This is a genomic window from Ruegeria arenilitoris (assembly GCF_013030985.1).
Classification (GTDB): Bacteria; Pseudomonadota; Alphaproteobacteria; order Rhodobacterales; family Rhodobacteraceae; genus Ruegeria; species Ruegeria arenilitoris_B.
Map to the genome: position 1 here is coordinate 59,751 of NZ_WPYP01000007.1, position 16,585 is coordinate 76,335.

The following is a 16,585-nucleotide window of genomic DNA, read 5'->3' on the forward strand; positions in this document are numbered from 1 at the left end:
GTTTAGTCCTCAATGTTCTTTTGAGATTTCAGCATCTCAATTGCTCGCCACTGAATGAACGCGTTAGAAACAATGGCGTAGCATTTCGTACGCGTACGTGTGAGTGCAACGAGCAAAAGGCTGTTCTGCCATTCATTTTCGAGGATATCTGGAACATCGGTGACGATTACGATCTCTGATTCCAGTCCCTTGAATGCTGCAATGCCAGTGGAAAGTATCTGTTGCCTATCAGGTTGAACCTCTCGAGGCGCAACCAATGGCTTGCCAACGTTTGGTGGAAAGCGATCCACAAGCCGCTGCCCAGCCCTTCGCCATGACAGTATCGCAATGTCCCCAGGACAAACGCCGTCGCGGATCAATTCTACAAGAAGAGCGCGCAGTTTGGCGGCAGCCTCCTTGTCGGTTGTAGCGCCGATATACTTCACGGGCGAATTGAGCTGACGACGGCATTCCGGCGCGTCCGCCTTCGAAAAAAAGTAGGCTTCGGTAGAAGTCTTCGGAGGATTTCTGAAGTTCTCCCTCAATTCAACTGATACCGCTCCGGCCTCTACGAGGGCGTCGAAAGCTTGTTTTTCAAAGCGTGAATAAACGTTTGCCTGATCGCCTTGGTCTAAGAAGATTGCCCAGCGCCCCTTCAGGCCGCCGCTGAGGATCAACGTCAGACAAGCAAGATTTCTTTCGTTTAGAATATCCTGGGCTTCATCCAAAATCACCGCGTCATACTGCGGGAGCTCGCCAGTCTCCAATAGGATCTCACAAGCGTCTTCAAAAAGTGCTGGGTAGCCCCTTAAGAAGTGCTCTTCTTCTGAGGTTCCGATGGGAACCGCCGGTGACAACCCAGCACGTCGGATGATGTCATGCATGAACTTATGGAGCGTCGCAATCTTGAATTTTGAGTCGCCACGTTCCACCGAGAGATGGGCGGCGAGTTCAGTATTGAAGCAAAGGTAGAGTACCTTCTGTCGTTCTTCAGAAATCCGACGGGCGGATTCCAACGCCAGAACAGTTTTGCCTGTTCCTGGTCCTCCGGCACAAATCAGTCTCGGGTTTTGTGGGCTCAAAACAAGGTCGAGTACTCGAAATTGCTCCCTGCTAAGAACAGGCGCCTCACGTTGACTTTCGATCACGAGCCCCAAAACCGTCAACCCGGTTTCAAAGTCGGCTCGCATAGCGTCAGCACAAGTTCGCAGCTTTTCCGAGGTGAGAGGAAAGGTGGTTCTTCCACCCTTCTCTTTTCGCTTGCGCTCGAAGTATGCCTCCAATCGTTTCAGGTATGCCGAAAACGGGTTCTTCTGATCGCGGAGGTCATATATTACGTCTTGGCTCCATTCCGCGTCCTGGTATTCGAAAATGACCGAAGGCAGGATCACTCCCCAACCGAAAAGGGCTTCCTTGCGAGAAAGCACTCGCTGTTCTTGAAGGTGTTTCAAGACTGCCCAGCGACAACCCTCGGCTTGTTTGAACGGCCCCTCGGTGGTGGTGTACGAACGCTCCCCCGACCCAATCGTCCAAATCCCATTTTTTCGCTGAATTGCCCCCCCTTTAACCTCAAGGCAAAACACTCCACGCGGGCTCATCAATACGAAATCGCATTCGGCATGTTCCTTGGTGCCATGTCTCTCTAATCCGACTGATTGGAAGCAGTATACTTCCTCCTTAGTCTTCATATCTCTGATTTCGTTGAAAATATTCTGCTCAGTAAAGGTAGCGCTCGGGCTGCAAATAGGAGGTATCATATGAACGGTCATGACAATCTCGCTGCTGCATTGTGATCAAGTCGTTGCCGTTGCCACAGAAGCGAACCCACGCAAGTCGCAACCTTACCAACGAATTCCACACGATGGATATTGAGGTCGACGCAAGTGTTCCCCACTTCGATGCGCAATTTGCCTGTTGTTTGGTTAGCCGTTCCTCTTACAAGTTGCTCAAAAATGTGATCCGCAGCTTCATGACGAGCTCGATACAGAGCTGAAACGGCTTGCACCGAAGCCTCACCGGATTTTTGAATTTCCGTATCGTCTGAGAGGGCGCAAATTTTTGGAATAACTTCTCGATAATTCATTGGCGCGACAGTTTGCCCGTTGATCCAGTTTCGATACGCCATATCCGATCGCTGCAACCCAGCAGCAGCCAACCGCTTGCGAAAGTTACTCCAAGGAACAGACCCGGCGGCATAAGCTCTCTTCAGAGGTTGCCGCCAAAGATCGGCCATATTCAATGTATTTTTGGGGTCTCGCAAATAGTTTGGAGCAAGTTCTTGGAACAGCTCTCGGTGAGAGCCGTCCTTAAGCACAAAAATATCACCTTCCCGCAATTGGCTGACAGGTATGCAGGCATCTTCTGGTCGTGAGGCATCTCTATTCAAGAGAACCAGGTCAGCATGAGGCGGCAAGAACACGTAAGCTGAATAGTCGTCGAGAATGACAGGAGTTCCACTGACCTTTGAGTCGCCCCCGGAGTTAACGGTTCGATAGATACGTTCGAACAATCCATCAAGGTCGGGGCGCTTCTCTGTCGGCGGGATAAACTCTGATAAATCCTCGCTTAGTGTAGCTTTACCTCTCTTCGGGCTGGGCCACACCAACTGCTCGACTGCCCCGCTGGGCTCACGCCCTTCATTTGAGTGTTCCATAGGCGTGCTGAAAGAACGGACACGCCTACGCACCCCGTCCGTTACTCTGTCGAACCATTCTTCTTGAAAGTCGAACATAAGGTAGGTCAATTTTATTGCGGGAACGATTGTATCGAGCCGGCGCATTGTTTCCGCACCGTGCCAGCCGGGAACAACCAAATGTTCCACGGGCGCAACGCGAAATAGTTCTGGCGCGGTAAGACCCGCACCGTGGAGACCGTTCCCGTTCAGCAGGGCTGTAGTTTCTTGCGCTTCCTGATGGGATCGGCAGAGGATTGTAACTGGCTTGCCCTCCTTAGCGATCCTTTCACCAAAGATATCAGGGGAGAATTCGCCATTCTCGGCGAGCTCGTCGAGTGCGTTTGCGACTCCAATCAAGGATTGATCATAAAGCGCTTCAGCCTTAGCAGCCTTCGAAAGAGCCAAGGCTCGTTCCCGTATTTTAGCAGACGCGGAGCTACCCGGGCGCGGCATCCTCCCCGCATCGGAAAGGAAGTTTCTTAATTGCGGCACAATAGGAGTGAAGTCATCTTCCGGATCATCATGTTGATCTTGCAAGAACCGGTTGATTATAGCCAACGCCGGGTTGGGAATTACCTGAACGCTTCGATCAACGATCCAATGATTGTATTGTCGCTTCAATCCGCGCGCCAAAGGATCAATTTGCCTGAAACCTCGTGGTTTCAAAGACCACGGCAGAACTACGTCGTCCTCCATGATCAGGGCATCTCGGGGCGGACCAGGTACTTCGGAGATATCCGCTAAACAAAGCATCCGCAGATTTGGAATCTCTCGACCGACGAATTCAGCATTGATCTCGCGATAGGTCATCGAACCGAAGGCAATCAAATCGAATGCGATCACTCCCGCAGGGGGATTCTCAATCAGGTTTCTTGCAACCATCGCGGACCCGCACGCGTAGATCATCGCCCGATCAATAACGCTTTGCGTCATGGGTTCTTCGCGCTCGGTTCCGCTTATCCAAGTGGCACCGACTACCTTCGAAATTGCGTCACCGCGACAATGCAGGGAAGGCAAATAGTTTTCCAGTAAGTTGCGTGGAGCTACGACAAGTACGGCACGCCGGGCATCGCTACGAGGCCGCCCTTTTAGAAGAAAATGTAATGGGTCGATAGAATGGTGTTGCTGCCACGCTGAAACGACAGAACCGTTCGACAAGGTTTTGTAGTCTTGCCGAGGAGATACCTCCATGCAGTTCACCAGGTTATCAGGCAGGTATAGCCGGCCAGATGAACTCACTTCCACAACGATCTTTTCTTCACCTGCGATGACTTGTCGCCCTAAGTATCGCACACGCTCCGGACGCTGGCCGAAGTTTAGCAGATTGAGGATTGTACCCTCTTGCCATCTTCCATTCGTACCGGTCTGTGCATTTTCTCGCATTGCGGCAAGTGTGACTGCCCCGACTACAGGTGCGAGAAAGACTTCTGCGTCTCGCAGAGTAATATGGTCGTTTTGCGAGCTTTCAAGCACAGCTTGTGCATTTCCGACGACATACTGGCCGAAGCGATCCAGCATCATTCCGCCTGCTGTGAGATATGAGCTTTCCAAATGGGGAATTCGTTGCTGCAAGCTACTTAAATGGGGAAGGCCATATGCTTGTTCTTCAACAGTGGCGTAGGCCCATTCAATGACATAGAGATCATCGAGAAGCCCTAATATTCCGATGCCATCCGGTATGACGTCATCAGTTTCCGCGAGATAAACGAGCGCAGCCCGAGCAAAGCCGGACCCAACACCTTCTCCCCCGGCCGCTTCGATCAATGCTTCCAACTTCTGATCAAAATCGGTGATATCCGTGATGATCTTCAGGCCTCGAATAGTCTCGACTTGCGTGGATGCCTTGTTGGCGATTTCCCTGGCACATCGCGTGTCATTCTCAGCAGTTCTGAACACAGTCTGCTGGATGGAGTGCATTTCTTCTTTTGTGATGGCGCTGTATATCCACCCGCCTTCGAAATTCATCCCCAGCTGATCAAGTGCTCGATCCTGAACCCAGTTCAATTCGCGCAGTCTTTCTTCTTCATGCCAGGACTTCCGGGATTGGTTGAGGAAATAAAGAGCAGAAAGCGCTTCACGGGCCGTTCCATCTCCTTCTATCGCTTTGCGTCTGAAAGTCGCGGCAAGGCGCAACCATCCAAGGATTTGATAGCCGTTGCTCGTTGGCAGTTCAGCAAATGCCTCTAAGCATGCAGACATGCCCGGCAGGATACTCTCCCATCCATTTATCTTGTTCCCGATTGACTTGGAAATCTTGTCAATCTCGATGTTGATTGCCTCAATACGATTTCTTGGCGGATAGTCGCATTCAAATTGGCCAAAGGGGCCGGAATTCACTTTCTACACCTCTCTGAAAAGACTGTTCACTTGCGTAATCGCGCCGATGCCAGCATGTTCAGCCTACCTACTCACCAGCAACTCTAAGCACCGCTGCGGAAAAGTCGATCACTTTCTGATTGCAGAAACTCTTCCCACAATTCATCGTCGTGAAAGCACATTTCAGATGTTTCTTTGTTAGTTCTCTGAAGGTTATTCTCCAGAAGCCAACTTCTCAAAGCAGACAACCCCACTAACCACTCGAGGATTGGTCTCCAAGCTGTTCAATGATCCGAGGAGACCGACGGTCTGTCCAATTACTTTGTTTGCAAGTGTGTGCGTATCGCATCATCCTGCTCGCCATTTTCTTGAAAACCTCGATCAACCCCCTATGGTAGCGCGAAACAGTTTGCATTGAGCTATTGGCAATCAAACGACCAAAGGGAGGGCCCCGGTTGGACGGAGGAAACAACCTACATCGGGTCCTTGTGGACACGTCTACCAATCAACTACAGGCAGTGGATTTGTTCTGCGGTGCTGGAGGGTTTTCCCTGGCAGCCTACAATGCTGGGTTCCATGTGGAATTTGCGGTTGAGAACGACAAGTTTGCCGTCGACACGTACCGGGAAAACTTCAACACGAAACTACAGTTAAAAACGACTCTTTATGACGACAGCATCAATGAACTGAAGCCTAAACGTCTTGTAAAAAAGCACTTCTCCGAAACCGGATGCGATATCGTTCTTGGAGGCCCACCATGTCAGGGTTTCTCCACTCATCGCATCAATGATGCCGGGGTTGACGACCCAAGAAACAAGCTCATCCTCAGTTACTTCAATTTCGTCGAAACTCTACGCCCCCGTGCGTTCCTTATGGAGAACGTTCCCGGGATTTTGTGGCCGCGACACGAAAAGTTCCTGGAGGAATTCAACTCAAGAGCCGAGAAAGCTGGCTACAAAGTTTTCCCTCCTGCTATTTTGGATGCAAGAGACTTTGGTGTTCCTCAAAGACGAAAGCGTGTGTTCATATTAGGGACACGAAATGACCTTTCAGCGTCCGCGCTCTTATGGCCTCCCGCTCCAAGTCACTCCAATTGCGACGACGGCCTGTCTCCGTGGGTAAGCTGTAAGAAGGTGTTCCGAGCAGCGCCTAACCAAGACCCCAATGACATACACATGAAACATGGGCGTGAATTGGTCGAAGCGTTTCGAAACACACCTCCCAACGGCGGTTCGCGCAAGGACTCGGGTAGGATACTGCCTTGCCACGAGAAACACGACGGTCATAAAGACGTTTATGGAAGAATTGACCCGGGTCAACCTGGCCCGACGATGACAACTGCCTGCATCAACCCATCCAAAGGGCGGTTTGTTCACCCGACAGAGCATCATGGAATCACTGTTCGGCAAGCAGCTCGAATGCAAACGTTTCCTGATAATTTTGTCTTTTCGGGTGGCCTCACTGCCGCGGGCCGTCAGATAGGCAACGCCGTCCCGGTAGACCTCGGAACGGCGCTTTTGAAACCGATCTCCGAATGGCTTTCCAGTTTGGACGCATCCGTTGATTGTACCTTCGAGCCTCAGCCTATCCTTGAGTCCGAAGAATAAGTGAGAAAACGTCTCTCCCCAATTGGGAAACGACCCTTTTGAGATATGGTTAAAGCGAAACCCGAATTTCAGGAGCCAATTGACCCTCAGCGGTCCAAGATGATGGCGTCAATTGGGCAACAGGGGACGAAACCAGAGATGATAGTTCGCCGCCTTTGCCACTCACTTGGGTATCGGTATCGGCTTCATGTTAAAACTCTACCTGGATCTCCTGATCTTGTGTTCCCCCGATGCAAGAAGATCATATTCGTACATGGCTGCTTCTGGCATAGACACGAAAACTGCTCTCGAACAACCACGCCCAAAACAAGAGCCGCGTTTTGGGAGAAAAAATTTGCCGACAATGTTAGGCGTGATGAACAGCAAATTTCGCAGCTTGGCGCTCTTGGTTGGCAAGTTCTGATAGTCTGGGAGTGCGAAACAAAAGAACAAATCTCGCTAAAAGAAAAGCTGATTAGATTTCTCGCCGGGAAATGACAGTCTGCACCGACGGTCAGTGATGTTTCAATTGAGAAGCAAGACACTTTTCTCCAATGCCCTCCTTCCTTTGGTCACCCTTAACGATACTCGGCGGTTCCTATGCGTGACATCGAAAACCGCTTCGCATAGCCTGGCACCATGAGTGGTGAGGAATGGTCAGATTGGGAAAATGACGCCATTGTGGCGGATTACTTTTCCATGCTCACGGATGAGTTGTCGGGCGCGAGATACAACAAAGCGGCTCACAACCGTGCCCTGCAAGAGTTGATTGGGCGCTCCAAAGGGTCGATCGAATTCAAACACCAAAACATCTCAGCGGTCCTTAAGGGGCTGGGTGAAACTTGGATTATCGGATATAAGCCCGCATTCAATTTTCAGAAATCCCTGGAGGATGCCGTTGCTCGGCATCTCCAGCAGCATGGTGGCTGGCTGACCCCGAGCCACACTCCCAAAATGAAAGCATCCGAGCCTCCGAGGGCTATCTGGATTGAGACCCCACCCACCATGCAGAACACGCCGCCACCGGACGAATTGGAGCAAATGCAAGCCGTGGCCAGGAAATTCGATGTGGCGGGGCGAGATGAGAGGAACAGATCTCTGGGCAAGGCTGGGGAAGAGCGCGTCCTTCATCATGAACGCGCCATTCTGACCAGTGTAGGCCGACAAGACCTCGCCAATAAAGTGCGGTGGGTCAGCCAGGAGGATGGCGATGGTGCCGGATATGACATTTCGAGCTTCACACCCGAAGGGAATGATCGCTTAATCGAGGTAAAGACAACCAACGGCTGGGAGCGCACACCATTTCACATTTCCAGAAACGAATTGGCGGTCGCAGAGGAGAATCGCGACCGCTGGATTCTTTTCAGACTCTGGAATTTCTCGCGGAACCCGAGGGCATTCGAATTGCGTCCTCCCTTGGGTGCTCATGTCGAACTCACGGCCACGAGCTTTCGCGCCAGCTTTCACTAAGACTCACATTGGGGTGCGGATGATCAGCAGGAGAGTCTGTCCTATGGCTGCGTGCCGCGCCGTCAGCGAGCACCTATTTCTCGGCTTCATTGGGTAGATAGAATGGTATCTTAGCATTGGCTAAGAGAACTCACGCGGAGCAAATTGTGGAGCAAATTGTGGAGCAAAGCACGCTTTCCTGCACCCGATTAACGGGAGCGTTGGAAGTTTTTCCGTTAAAAAACAGAAAGTTATTGTGACTTTCCTGTAGAAAAAATGGTGCCCGGGGGCGGAATCGAACCACCGACACGAGGATTTTCAATCCACTGCTCTACCCCTGAGCTACCCGGGCACGGGAACGATGTTTATCGTTGGGTGGAGGCCTTCTATGACTTGCTACAGGCAGTGTCCAGAGGCTTTTTTACATTTTTTCAATGTGGGCGCGATTGCTCTGTTTCGCTCTCAGAAACCTCCGCATCCAGGTCCTCTTCCCGCTGCGACGGGACTGCGTAGGACCCGTTCAGCCATTTGGCCAAATCGATGTCAGCACAGCGTTTGGAACAGAACGGGCGGAACTTTACCACCGTGTCTTCGCCGCAGATCGGGCAGCTCATTTCAGCACCTCTGTCAGAGGGATGCGACCACGTTTGCGCTGTAGTTCATAGTGACCCAAAGGGGTCCAACCGGCCAGAGTCGTCTCGATCCCATCCGCCTTGAACGCAGCACGCAGAGCCGACTCAAACCCGCGGCGGTCCTTTTTGGGCATCGGAGCCAGATCCACAGTGATTTGCCCGCCAAGGCCGCGCACGCGCAGCGCACGGGCAAGCGCCTTGGCGCAGGCGAAATTGGCCTTGGTTCCGGCCGCCAGAGACGTATCGGACCCGGTGTTCACATCCACAGCGACCAGAGCGCGCGTGGGCTGGATAAAGAGGTGCCCTCCGCCCAGTAGCGGCTCGGAAATCCCGCGCACCACGTCCAGCGCATCGAGCACGCCCTGCTCCTCGAACCCTCCCGCCTGTGTTACGACCTCCGCCGGGTCGGTCCAGTCGCGCCAGGCCAGTACGTGCGGGCCGTCGCCTTCGAGCAGCAGCTCGGGCTCAGTCCCCGGATCGTTCAGAACCTGATCGGCATGGGCCAGCATGGCGCTGATGTCTTCGGCAATCTCGCCGGCATCCTCGCCCGAACAGCATGACCTCAGGATCAGGCCATAGTCGCTGCACTCCATGCATTCATGCGCAATCTCGAGCAGGCGGTCGCGCTCGTCCTCGTCCCGAATGGAGCGCGAGATATTCAGGCCCGGCGCGTCTGGCGTGACAATCGCATAGCGGCTTTTGAACAGGATGCGGTCGGTCACCGGCAGCGCCTTGCCCGGTTCGGCATAACCTGACACCTGCACCAGCATCAGGGCACCGGGCGCAAGCCCCTTAACTTGGCGCAGAAAGGCCGGACCATCGGGTGTTGTCAGGAACATGCCACCCTGCCCTTTCACAGGGCGGTCGGCACGGGCGCGATAGATCGTACCCGGCGCGGGCGCGTCTGCGGCAATCAGGAAATCATCCAGTTTCCCGTCTACCATCAAAGCAGCGGCTTCGCGGTTGTCGATATGGTCCAGAACGATGGTGCGACCCTTCATGATGCCTCACGATACAAGGGATAGCCGATGCCCTGCAAAAGGGCGGCGGTCTCAGACAGGGGCAGGCCCACGATGCCGGTGAACGAGCCCGAAATCCACGGGATAAACGCGCCAGCCGGGCCTTGAATGGCGTAAGCGCCTGCCTTGCCCTGCCAATCTCCGGTGGCCAGATATGCGTTGATCTCAACATCCGACAGGCGCTTGACCTTGACCTGAGAGACCACGTCGCGTTGCAGCACCCGATCCCCGCGCCGTACGGCAACCGAAGTGATCACGCGGTGCCGCCGACCGGACAGGGCGTGCAGGAATTCGGCCGCCTGACCCGCGTCTTCGGGTTTGCCCAGAATGCGACGGCCCAGCGCGACGGTTGTGTCGGCGCACAGGGTAACATCGTCGCTATCCGCCTGAACTGCCTGCACTTTTGCCCGCGTGATGCGGCTGCAATAGGGCACGGGCAGCTCGCCCTTCAAAGGCGTTTCATCGATATCAGGGGCGCGGATTGCATCGGGCTGCACGCCAAGCTGGGACAGCAGGTCCAGCCGCCTGGGGCTGCCCGATCCTAAGATAAACGCCATTGCGGCAGGCGTTACTTGAAGCGGTAGTTGATCCGACCCTTGGTCAGATCATAAGGGGTCATCTCGACCTGAACCTTGTCGCCGGCCAGAACACGGATGCGGTTCTTGCGCATCTTGCCTGCCGTATGTGCGATGATCTCATGGCCGTTTTCCAGCTCGACCCGAAACGTCGCATTAGGCAGGAGTTCCTTCACGACACCGGGAAATTCGAGCGTATCTTCCTTGGCCATGTTGTCTCCATCATTACATTGCACCCGCAGAATCTACGGGGATGTGGGCTTAAATGAGCCCATTTTAGCCCTATTTCAAGGGCGGAATCACCTAAAGAGGCGATAATGTGACAGAATCGACTCGGGAAGTCTGCTCAACCCAGTGGGATCGGTTCAACACGTGACCATCAGCACGGACGTTAGCGATGGCCGAAAGGTCGATATCCGCATAGGTCCAGCCGGGTTGGTTCAGGGTGCCTTCGGCCAACACCCCGGTCTGCGGGAACCCCTTGTCCGGCGGGCCGAAAATGCCGCCGGTGCCGGTGTTCATGTCCACCGCCTCGGACCAGTCGTTGTTGCCGACCAGCGAAGCCATCACCGTAACGCATTGATTTTCCAGCGCCCGTGACATCGCGCCGATACGAACCCGCCAATAACCCGCCAGCGCCTCGGTGCAGGAGGGGACGAGGATCAGATCGGTCTCCTGCAGGGCGCGACCCAACAGGGGAAACTCACTGTCATAGCAGATCAGTACGCCGATCTTGCCCAAGGCAGTGTCGAACAGCTTGAGCGGGCCGCCGGGCGCGATATCCCAGTCTTCGCGTTCGAACCGGGTCATGATCTGTTTGTCCTGATGATCCTGCTGACCATCCGGGGCATAGAACGCAGCACGATTCACCGGGCGGCCCGGACCATCCACGACCGGAGCCGATGCGCCCAGAATGTATGTGTTGTATTCCTGTGCCAAACGCTGATGCAGGGCCCGAGCCTCCTCCATCCGGTCCGACACTGCCCGGATCGAGCGCTCCAGATCACCGGCCACACCGGCGCCATCGAGCGTCGAAAGCTCCATTGCACCGTATTCCGGAAACACCAGAAGCTCGGCCCCCTGACCGGCAGCCTCGGCCACCCAGCGATTCAGCTTGTCCTCGTACTGCGCCCAGCTGTCGAGCCAGTCTAGATCATAGGCGGCGGTTGCGACTTTCATAGCGCGAGCTCCTCAGGCCTGGTTTAGCGAGACACTAATAGGCGGCGTGTCGAACTGTACAGACGCATTGTTCGCCCCAGCCCTCATCGACGGGAAAGTGAATTGGCAGAAGGCATCCGAAGTGTTTCAATGTGCTTGGGAGGAAGACCATGCAAAACCCGCAAAGTTTCGAGAAGTTCTATTTTGCCAAAGTTGGCATGGGCGAAGCCTGTGGCTGTGCGGAACGCGTTATCGACGTGTTCGAGTTCAATCGAAAAGGCGGCGCACAGGTAAAAAAGCCGCTGAAGCAGGAAAAGCGCAAAAGCCGGTCCCTCAGAGGGTGGGCCGTCAAATACGGTCTGCTCAGCCGAAAGCACCGGGCTTGAAGCGTTAGCGCGGATTACGTTGGCAAATCCCTGATCCAGAACTGTAGCGGTTTGAGCGTCTCACCCTCTTCGCCGATATCCTTCCACGAAAACTGCGCCACCGCACCGGGCAGCGGTTCATAGCCCCGCGCGCGCCAGAAGGCATCCAGTGGCCGGTAGCTTTCCGGCCGCAGCGGGTGGTCAGCCGGGCGTTGGACGCTGCAAAAGGCGCATTTTTTAAAACCCAGCGCGCGGGCATACGCCTCGCGCAGGTCGAAGAATTTGTGGCCGACGCCCTGCCCCCGGTAGTCGGACAGCAGAACAGACTCGGCACAGTAGAAGATCTCGGACAGGTCCAGCCCAGACCGTTCGAAGGCCGCAGCGAAATCGTCGGCGTGCTCGGTCAGAGGCGCCCCGGTCGAGGCCCCGATCAGGCGGTCACCGTCGAAAGCCCCAACCACAATCGCCTTATCGCTGTCGCGGTAGGATTGCAGGTACTTCCGTTCGTATTCCAGATCCCCGTCATACAGGTACGGCCAAGCCCGAAACACTTCGATCCGCAGGCGCGCCACGTCGTCCAGAGCGGCCTCCAGCGCCGCTCCGGTCAGGGGGCGGACGGCGGTGACCTCAGCCATTCGAGACCTGCTTTGTCCAGTCAGCGAGGTTGTAGAACGTGGTGACGCGGGTGATCTTGCCATCCTTCAGGTCAAAGAACGACCCGGCGGGCAGGCGATAGGTCTGGCCATGCGCCTCGGGCAGGCCCTCATCGGTTTCCAGATAGGTGCCGTTAACGATGAACTCGGCCGCTGCGCGGGTGCCGCCTTCGGCGTCGAACACCACGATATCGGTCAGGTTCTCGCGGTAACAGCGGTTCATGTGATCGCAGAAGGCGGCAAATTTCTCTTTACCGACGCGGATCTGGCCTTCGTTCACATGATGCGCCACGTCATCGGACAGGCAAGCCAACATGCCGTCCACGTCGCCTGCGTTGAATGCCTCGAAATAGGTTTTGACGGTTTGGTTCATGGTCACTCCGTAGGTTCGCCCCAGCGCTCTTTCAGATGCCCGATGATCTGATCGCGGGTCTGTCGGTAGTGATGTAGCTTTTCTTCGCGATTCTCGCCCAGCCCGGTAGGGTCCATTATTGGCCAATAATCGACATCCAGGTGAAAAATCCGGGTCAGTTCCAGCGCTTTTCGCTGGCTGGCAGGCGACAGGGCAACCACCAGGTCAAATGAGCTGAGGTCATCGCCCCATTCCTGCATCTCGTCGAACGAGCGCGTCCGGTGGCGGGAAAGTTCGACCCCGATCTCTTGGCAGACCGAAATGCAGAACCCGTCGATCTCAAAGTCGTTGCGCACACCGGCGGATTGCACATAGGTGCCGGTGCCATAGAATTTCTTCATGATGCCTTCGGCCATCGGTGACCGGACCGAGTTGTGGTCGCAACAGAACAGGATCGACTGCGGCAGAGGCGTCACCCGTCAGCCCCCGAAGTGCAGCACGCAGATCAGCGTGAACAGGCGGCGGGCGGTGTCGGTGTCGATTTCCGCTTTTCCTTCCAAGCGCTCCTGCAGCACACGGCTGCCTTCGTTGTGGATGCCGCGACGGGCCATGTCGATGGTTTCGATCTGGCTGGGCGGCAAGGTCTTGACCGCGTTGAAATAGCTTTCGCAGATCTGGAAATAGTCTTTGACCACCTGTTTGAACGGGCCAAGCGACAGATGGAACTCGGCCGCTTTTTCTTCGGCCTCGGTGGCAACGTCAAATACCAGCCGCTTGTCGCGGATCGACAGCTGGACGTGGTACGGCCCGTCCGGTACGGCCCGATCTTCGCGCTGGGGCAACGCAAAGCTGTTGTCTTCCAGCAGGTCATAGATGGCAACCTTGCGCTCCTGCTCGATCTCGGGGGTCGGCGGGGGCAGGTTTCGGTCATCCAGTTCAATATGCGAAATGCGGGTCATAGGAGTCGGGTCCGTTTAAGTCGGCACAGACTTAGCGCATGGGAATTGAATGGGCAACGCACTCGGCAACCGTTTGAACGCGGCGTCTAAATCGGGTGGTTTGACGGATCGATGCCGTGTTTGCACAAAAGCGTGTCGACAAGCGAACCCTCACTGATTTTGCGTCCCTGAAAAATCTTGCGGAACCACGACCCGTAGAAATGAATGGACATCTTCTTGTCCCACTTAAGAAACTCAAGCTTGGACATGTCCGGGTCATTCCAAAGGTAGCGGTGGCGCAAAGGGATCGGATACAGCTCGGGGCGTGGCCCCGCCATTTTGTGCTCGGGCGTATCGAAAATATAGTGGAACAGCATCGGAGGGCCGAAACTGAAAAGAGGCAGGCTCCAATAGGTCGAGGTCTCAAAGATGGCGCGGTAGGCCTCTTTTTTCTGATCACTCCACCAGGCCGGGGTGAGATCGCTGTCGAAGGCGTATTTACACATGTTCTGCAGCGCGGGGCTTTCTCCCGGCATGGCCCAAACGCCACTCATGATCCGCCGTCTGCCCCGGTTTGCAATCGGGAAAAGATACCCGTCTTTGGTCTCGAAAGGGCGCACTGCATAAGCATCGGCATCCGCCCAGATGTAATCGGTCTTTTGCAGAAGCTTTAGTCGAAACAGGTCGGCGTGAACGGCCACGGACCGGGTGACCGGGTCACGGTAAATCTCGGGCGTGTCGAATATCTCGCGGGCGTCCCGGGCTTCGATATAGTCCGGGATGTCTTCCAGATCTCCATAGTGATAGACGATCGGCTTTTGATCGGCATCGGCAAAGGATTTCAGGCACAGGTGCTCCGGAAAGCTGAACTTTGCTCCGATCCAGAGGGTAGCAACGCGCTCCAAGTTCAACTTCTTCCACCTGATTGCTGCTGCGACTGCGCCTCAGGTTGGCGATCAGGTTCAAGCCTGTTCGGCTTGCCGGGCATCAGATTGAATAACGGTGTGTCCGGCAGGCCATATAAAGCCTATCCGTTCAAACGTTTAAGCCGCGCCGTAACCGACAAGCCGTGCGCTTCCAGGCTTTCCGACTGCGCCAGTTGCTCGGCTGCAGGACCGATCGCGCGCAGCGCTTCCGGCGTCATCTGGCTGAGTGTGGTGCGCTTTAGAAAATCCATCACGCTGAGGCCGGAGGAAAACCGGGCCGAACGTGCCGTGGGCAAAACGTGGTTGGGGCCACCGACATAGTCGCCAATGGCTTCGGGCGTGTACTGTCCTAGAAAGATTGCACCGGCGTGAATGGTTTTCTGGCTTAGTTCCACCGGGTCGGCGACGCACAGCTCGAGGTGTTCCGGGGCGGTGCGGTTCGACAGCGCGGCGGCCTCGTCCAGATCGCGCACGGTGATCACCGCGCCGAAATCGCGCCAGCTGGCCCCGGCAATGACACGGCGTTGCAGGGTTTCCAGACGTTTCTCGACGGCCTTTGCCACTGCTTGACCGAAACCAGGGTCATCGGTAATCAGGATCGACTGCGCGCTTTCGTCATGCTCGGCCTGGCTGAGCAGGTCCAGCGCAATCCAGTCGGGGTCGTTGTCCTTGTCCGCGATCACAAGGATTTCGGACGGCCCCGCAATCATGTCGATGCCCACCTTGCCGAATACCCGGCGTTTGGCGGCGGCCACAAAGGCGTTACCGGGGCCTGTGATCTTGTCCACCGGTGCGACGGTCTCGGTACCGTAAGCCAGCGCCGCAATCGCCTGCGCACCGCCAATGCGATAGATCGTATCCACGCCCGACAATTGCGCCGCCAGCAGGACCAAAGGGTTCGCCTGCCCGTCCGGCGTGGGCACCGCAATGGCCAGCCGTTCAACCCCCGCCACTTTAGCCGGGATCGCGTTCATCAGAACCGAAGAGGGGTAAGAGGCCAAACCGCCCGGCACATAAAGCCCCGCAGCTGAGACCGCCGACCAGCGCCACCCAAGGGTTGCCCCAGCCGCATCCGTCCACTGGTGATCCGCGGGCAGTTGTTTTTCATGATAGGCCCGGATGCGTTGGGCTGCCAGTTCCAGCGCGGCACGATCTGCATCCGAGACCTGCGCAACTGCCTCGGCGATCTCATCGGCGGAAAAGGCCAGCGTCTCGGGCGTCAGCTCCAGCCGGTCGAACTTGGCCGTCAGTTCAATGACTGCCGCGTCGCCCCGGGTGCGTACTTCCTCGATAATCTCCGCAACGACAGCGTCCACATCCGGGCTGTCTTCGCGCTTGGCCGACAACAGTGCCTGAAAGGCGGCTTCAAACTCGGGTGACGAGGAATCGAGGAAAACGGGCATGGTCTGGCTCTCCGGGGCGTTTCATCGGGACATATCGCCGGGATCGGCTGGCCTCAACCCTTCTCGGCAGGGTGCAGCGATTTGCGCATGGCGAAACAGGAAACGTCGCCGCGCGCGCCGCATTGCCCGGTGGGCTGCCAGCCATGCCGTCGATAAAACGCCTGCGCCGTTTGTGTGGCCTCTAGCCGGGCTTCGGTATGGCCCGAAGCGATCAGCTCCTGTTCAAGCCGATGCAGCAAGACCGACCCGATGCCATGCCCGGTATAATCCGGATCGATATAAAGCAGCGTGATCTCATCGTCGCGCAGGCCACCCACGGCAGCAACCTGCCCCGCGCGTTCGGCCACCCAAATCTGCGCTCCGTCCCTGATCCAACCCCGGATCGTCTCAGGGTCTTTGTTTGCCGTCCATTTCGCGATGGCCTGCGGGTCATCCCGGTGGTCCGCCTGACAGAGCCGGGTAATCGAGCGGATCAGAACCCGGCTCAGGTCGAACACGTCGAATACGGTCGCGCGGCGCAACTCCAGACCGGCCGGAGGCCCCGAGAACGCCTGCGATAT

At 55.9% G+C, this 16,585-nt stretch carries 18 protein-coding genes and 1 tRNA gene; 4 read left to right on the plus strand and 15 right to left on the minus strand.

The genetic code is table 11. From position 1 onward, the window contains the following. Positions 1 to 2: 2 nt before the first annotated feature. Together GOX88_RS14625 and GOX88_RS14630 are read right to left on the minus strand one after the other, a co-directional pair. A complete protein-coding gene (locus tag GOX88_RS14625) occupies positions 3 to 1,748 on the minus strand; it encodes a nuclease-related domain-containing DEAD/DEAH box helicase (RefSeq protein ID WP_170403263.1) in 1,746 nt (581 codons plus the stop codon). Beyond that, positions 1,745 to 4,990: a DUF1232 domain-containing protein gene (locus tag GOX88_RS14630; RefSeq protein ID WP_170403266.1), complete on the minus strand. Its 3,246-nt coding sequence runs from the start codon at positions 4,988 to 4,990 to the stop codon at positions 1,745 to 1,747. Before GOX88_RS14630 ends, GOX88_RS14625 begins: the two co-directional genes overlap by 4 nt. 434 nt (positions 4,991 to 5,424) lie before the next feature. On the opposite strand from GOX88_RS14630, the gene GOX88_RS14635 reads away from it, so the two are divergent. The 3 genes from GOX88_RS14635 to GOX88_RS14645 all read left to right on the plus strand — a co-directional run bounded on the left by GOX88_RS14635 (position 5,425) and on the right by GOX88_RS14645 (position 8,025). Continuing rightward, on the plus strand, positions 5,425 to 6,576 hold the full coding sequence (locus GOX88_RS14635) for a DNA cytosine methyltransferase (RefSeq protein WP_174826134.1): 1,152 nt from the start codon (positions 5,425 to 5,427) through the stop codon (positions 6,574 to 6,576). A gap of 99 nt (positions 6,577 to 6,675) precedes the next feature. After that, the gene (locus GOX88_RS14640) at positions 6,676 to 7,053 is read left to right on the plus strand and encodes a very short patch repair endonuclease (RefSeq protein WP_302478198.1); all 378 of its coding nucleotides are present in this window, start codon (positions 6,676 to 6,678) and stop codon (positions 7,051 to 7,053) included. A gap of 141 nt (positions 7,054 to 7,194) precedes the next feature. Continuing rightward, positions 7,195 to 8,025, plus strand: a complete 831-nt coding sequence (locus GOX88_RS14645) for a DUF3883 domain-containing protein (protein WP_170403269.1) — start codon at positions 7,195 to 7,197, stop codon at positions 8,023 to 8,025. A 256-nt stretch (positions 8,026 to 8,281) separates the two neighbouring features. Here GOX88_RS14645 and GOX88_RS14650 read toward each other — a convergent pair. The 6 genes from GOX88_RS14650 to GOX88_RS14675 all read right to left on the minus strand — a co-directional run bounded on the left by GOX88_RS14650 (position 8,282) and on the right by GOX88_RS14675 (position 11,409). Next, positions 8,282 to 8,356 (minus strand) — tRNA-Phe (locus GOX88_RS14650). 79 nt (positions 8,357 to 8,435) lie between these two features. Beyond that, entirely contained in the window at positions 8,436 to 8,618 is a 183-nt protein-coding gene (locus GOX88_RS14655; RefSeq protein ID WP_170403272.1) for a DNA gyrase inhibitor YacG, read from the minus strand. Continuing rightward, the gene (locus GOX88_RS14660) at positions 8,615 to 9,637 is read right to left on the minus strand and encodes a ribonuclease E/G (protein WP_170403275.1); all 1,023 of its coding nucleotides are present in this window, start codon (positions 9,635 to 9,637) and stop codon (positions 8,615 to 8,617) included. Before GOX88_RS14660 ends, GOX88_RS14655 begins: the two co-directional genes overlap by 4 nt. After that, complete coding sequence (locus GOX88_RS14665; protein WP_170403276.1) at positions 9,634 to 10,212, minus strand: Maf family protein; 579 nt, start codon at positions 10,210 to 10,212, stop codon at positions 9,634 to 9,636. The genes GOX88_RS14660 and GOX88_RS14665 overlap by 4 nt, the downstream gene beginning before the upstream one ends. 11 nt (positions 10,213 to 10,223) lie before the next feature. Beyond that, positions 10,224 to 10,442 carry a translation initiation factor IF-1 gene (infA, locus tag GOX88_RS14670; protein ID WP_005978431.1) on the minus strand — a complete coding sequence of 73 codons (219 nt, stop codon included), beginning with the start codon at positions 10,440 to 10,442 and terminating at the stop codon, positions 10,224 to 10,226. 91 nt (positions 10,443 to 10,533) lie between these two features. Beyond that, entirely contained in the window at positions 10,534 to 11,409 is an 876-nt protein-coding gene (locus GOX88_RS14675; RefSeq protein WP_170403279.1) for a carbon-nitrogen hydrolase family protein, read from the minus strand. Between the two features lie 149 nt (positions 11,410 to 11,558). Between GOX88_RS14675 and GOX88_RS14680 the strand changes: the two genes are divergently transcribed. Continuing rightward, the gene (locus GOX88_RS14680) at positions 11,559 to 11,774 is read left to right on the plus strand and encodes a hypothetical protein (protein ID WP_170403282.1); all 216 of its coding nucleotides are present in this window, start codon (positions 11,559 to 11,561) and stop codon (positions 11,772 to 11,774) included. A gap of 14 nt (positions 11,775 to 11,788) precedes the next feature. Here the strand turns inward: GOX88_RS14680 and GOX88_RS14685 are convergent, their stop codons facing one another. From GOX88_RS14685 to GOX88_RS14715, 7 genes are all read right to left on the minus strand, one after another. After that, positions 11,789 to 12,388, minus strand: coding sequence for a GNAT family N-acetyltransferase (locus GOX88_RS14685; protein WP_170403285.1), 600 nt, complete (start codon positions 12,386 to 12,388; stop codon positions 11,789 to 11,791). After that, a complete protein-coding gene (locus GOX88_RS14690) occupies positions 12,381 to 12,779 on the minus strand; it encodes a ketosteroid isomerase-related protein (RefSeq protein ID WP_170403287.1) in 399 nt (132 codons plus the stop codon). Before GOX88_RS14690 ends, GOX88_RS14685 begins: the two co-directional genes overlap by 8 nt. Before the next feature lie 2 nt (positions 12,780 to 12,781). Further along, positions 12,782 to 13,234 (minus strand): low molecular weight phosphatase family protein, encoded by a 453-nt coding sequence (locus GOX88_RS14695; protein WP_170403290.1) that lies wholly within the window; start codon positions 13,232 to 13,234, stop codon positions 12,782 to 12,784. A 3-nt stretch (positions 13,235 to 13,237) separates the two neighbouring features. Next, entirely contained in the window at positions 13,238 to 13,717 is a 480-nt protein-coding gene (locus GOX88_RS14700) for a UPF0262 family protein (protein ID WP_170327937.1), read from the minus strand. A gap of 86 nt (positions 13,718 to 13,803) precedes the next feature. After that, positions 13,804 to 14,601, minus strand: a complete 798-nt coding sequence (locus GOX88_RS14705; RefSeq protein ID WP_170403293.1) for a hypothetical protein — start codon at positions 14,599 to 14,601, stop codon at positions 13,804 to 13,806. A gap of 122 nt (positions 14,602 to 14,723) precedes the next feature. Then, the gene (gene hisD, locus GOX88_RS14710) at positions 14,724 to 16,025 is read right to left on the minus strand and encodes a histidinol dehydrogenase (protein ID WP_170403296.1); all 1,302 of its coding nucleotides are present in this window, start codon (positions 16,023 to 16,025) and stop codon (positions 14,724 to 14,726) included. Between the two features lie 53 nt (positions 16,026 to 16,078). After that, a complete protein-coding gene (locus GOX88_RS14715) occupies positions 16,079 to 16,546 on the minus strand; it encodes a GNAT family N-acetyltransferase (RefSeq protein WP_174826135.1) in 468 nt (155 codons plus the stop codon). Between the last annotated feature and the right edge of the window lie 39 nt (positions 16,547 to 16,585).

Bases quoted from the DNA above. Each gene is read 5' to 3' on its own strand.
- GOX88_RS14640 (WP_302478198.1), top strand. From the start codon at position 6,676: ATGATGGCGTCAATTGGGCAACAGGGGACGAAACCAGAGATGATAGTT.
- hisD (WP_170403296.1), bottom strand. From the start codon at position 16,025: ATGCCCGTTTTCCTCGATTCCTCGTCACCCGAGTTTGAAGCCGCCTTT.
- GOX88_RS14645 (WP_170403269.1), top strand. From the start codon at position 7,195: ATGAGTGGTGAGGAATGGTCAGATTGGGAAAATGACGCCATTGTGGCG.
- GOX88_RS14700 (WP_170327937.1), bottom strand. From the start codon at position 13,717: ATGACCCGCATTTCGCATATTGAACTGGATGACCGAAACCTGCCCCCG.
- GOX88_RS14680 (WP_170403282.1), top strand. From the start codon at position 11,559: ATGCAAAACCCGCAAAGTTTCGAGAAGTTCTATTTTGCCAAAGTTGGC.
- GOX88_RS14675 (WP_170403279.1), bottom strand. From the start codon at position 11,409: ATGAAAGTCGCAACCGCCGCCTATGATCTAGACTGGCTCGACAGCTGG.
- GOX88_RS14665 (WP_170403276.1), bottom strand. From the start codon at position 10,212: ATGGCGTTTATCTTAGGATCGGGCAGCCCCAGGCGGCTGGACCTGCTG.
- GOX88_RS14690 (WP_170403287.1), bottom strand. From the start codon at position 12,779: ATGAACCAAACCGTCAAAACCTATTTCGAGGCATTCAACGCAGGCGAC.
- GOX88_RS14660 (WP_170403275.1), bottom strand. From the start codon at position 9,637: ATGAAGGGTCGCACCATCGTTCTGGACCATATCGACAACCGCGAAGCC.
- infA (WP_005978431.1), bottom strand. From the start codon at position 10,442: ATGGCCAAGGAAGATACGCTCGAATTTCCCGGTGTCGTGAAGGAACTC.
- GOX88_RS14655 (WP_170403272.1), bottom strand. From the start codon at position 8,618: ATGAGCTGCCCGATCTGCGGCGAAGACACGGTGGTAAAGTTCCGCCCG.
- GOX88_RS14625 (WP_170403263.1), bottom strand. From the start codon at position 1,748: ATGACCGTTCATATGATACCTCCTATTTGCAGCCCGAGCGCTACCTTT.
- GOX88_RS14685 (WP_170403285.1), bottom strand. From the start codon at position 12,388: ATGGCTGAGGTCACCGCCGTCCGCCCCCTGACCGGAGCGGCGCTGGAG.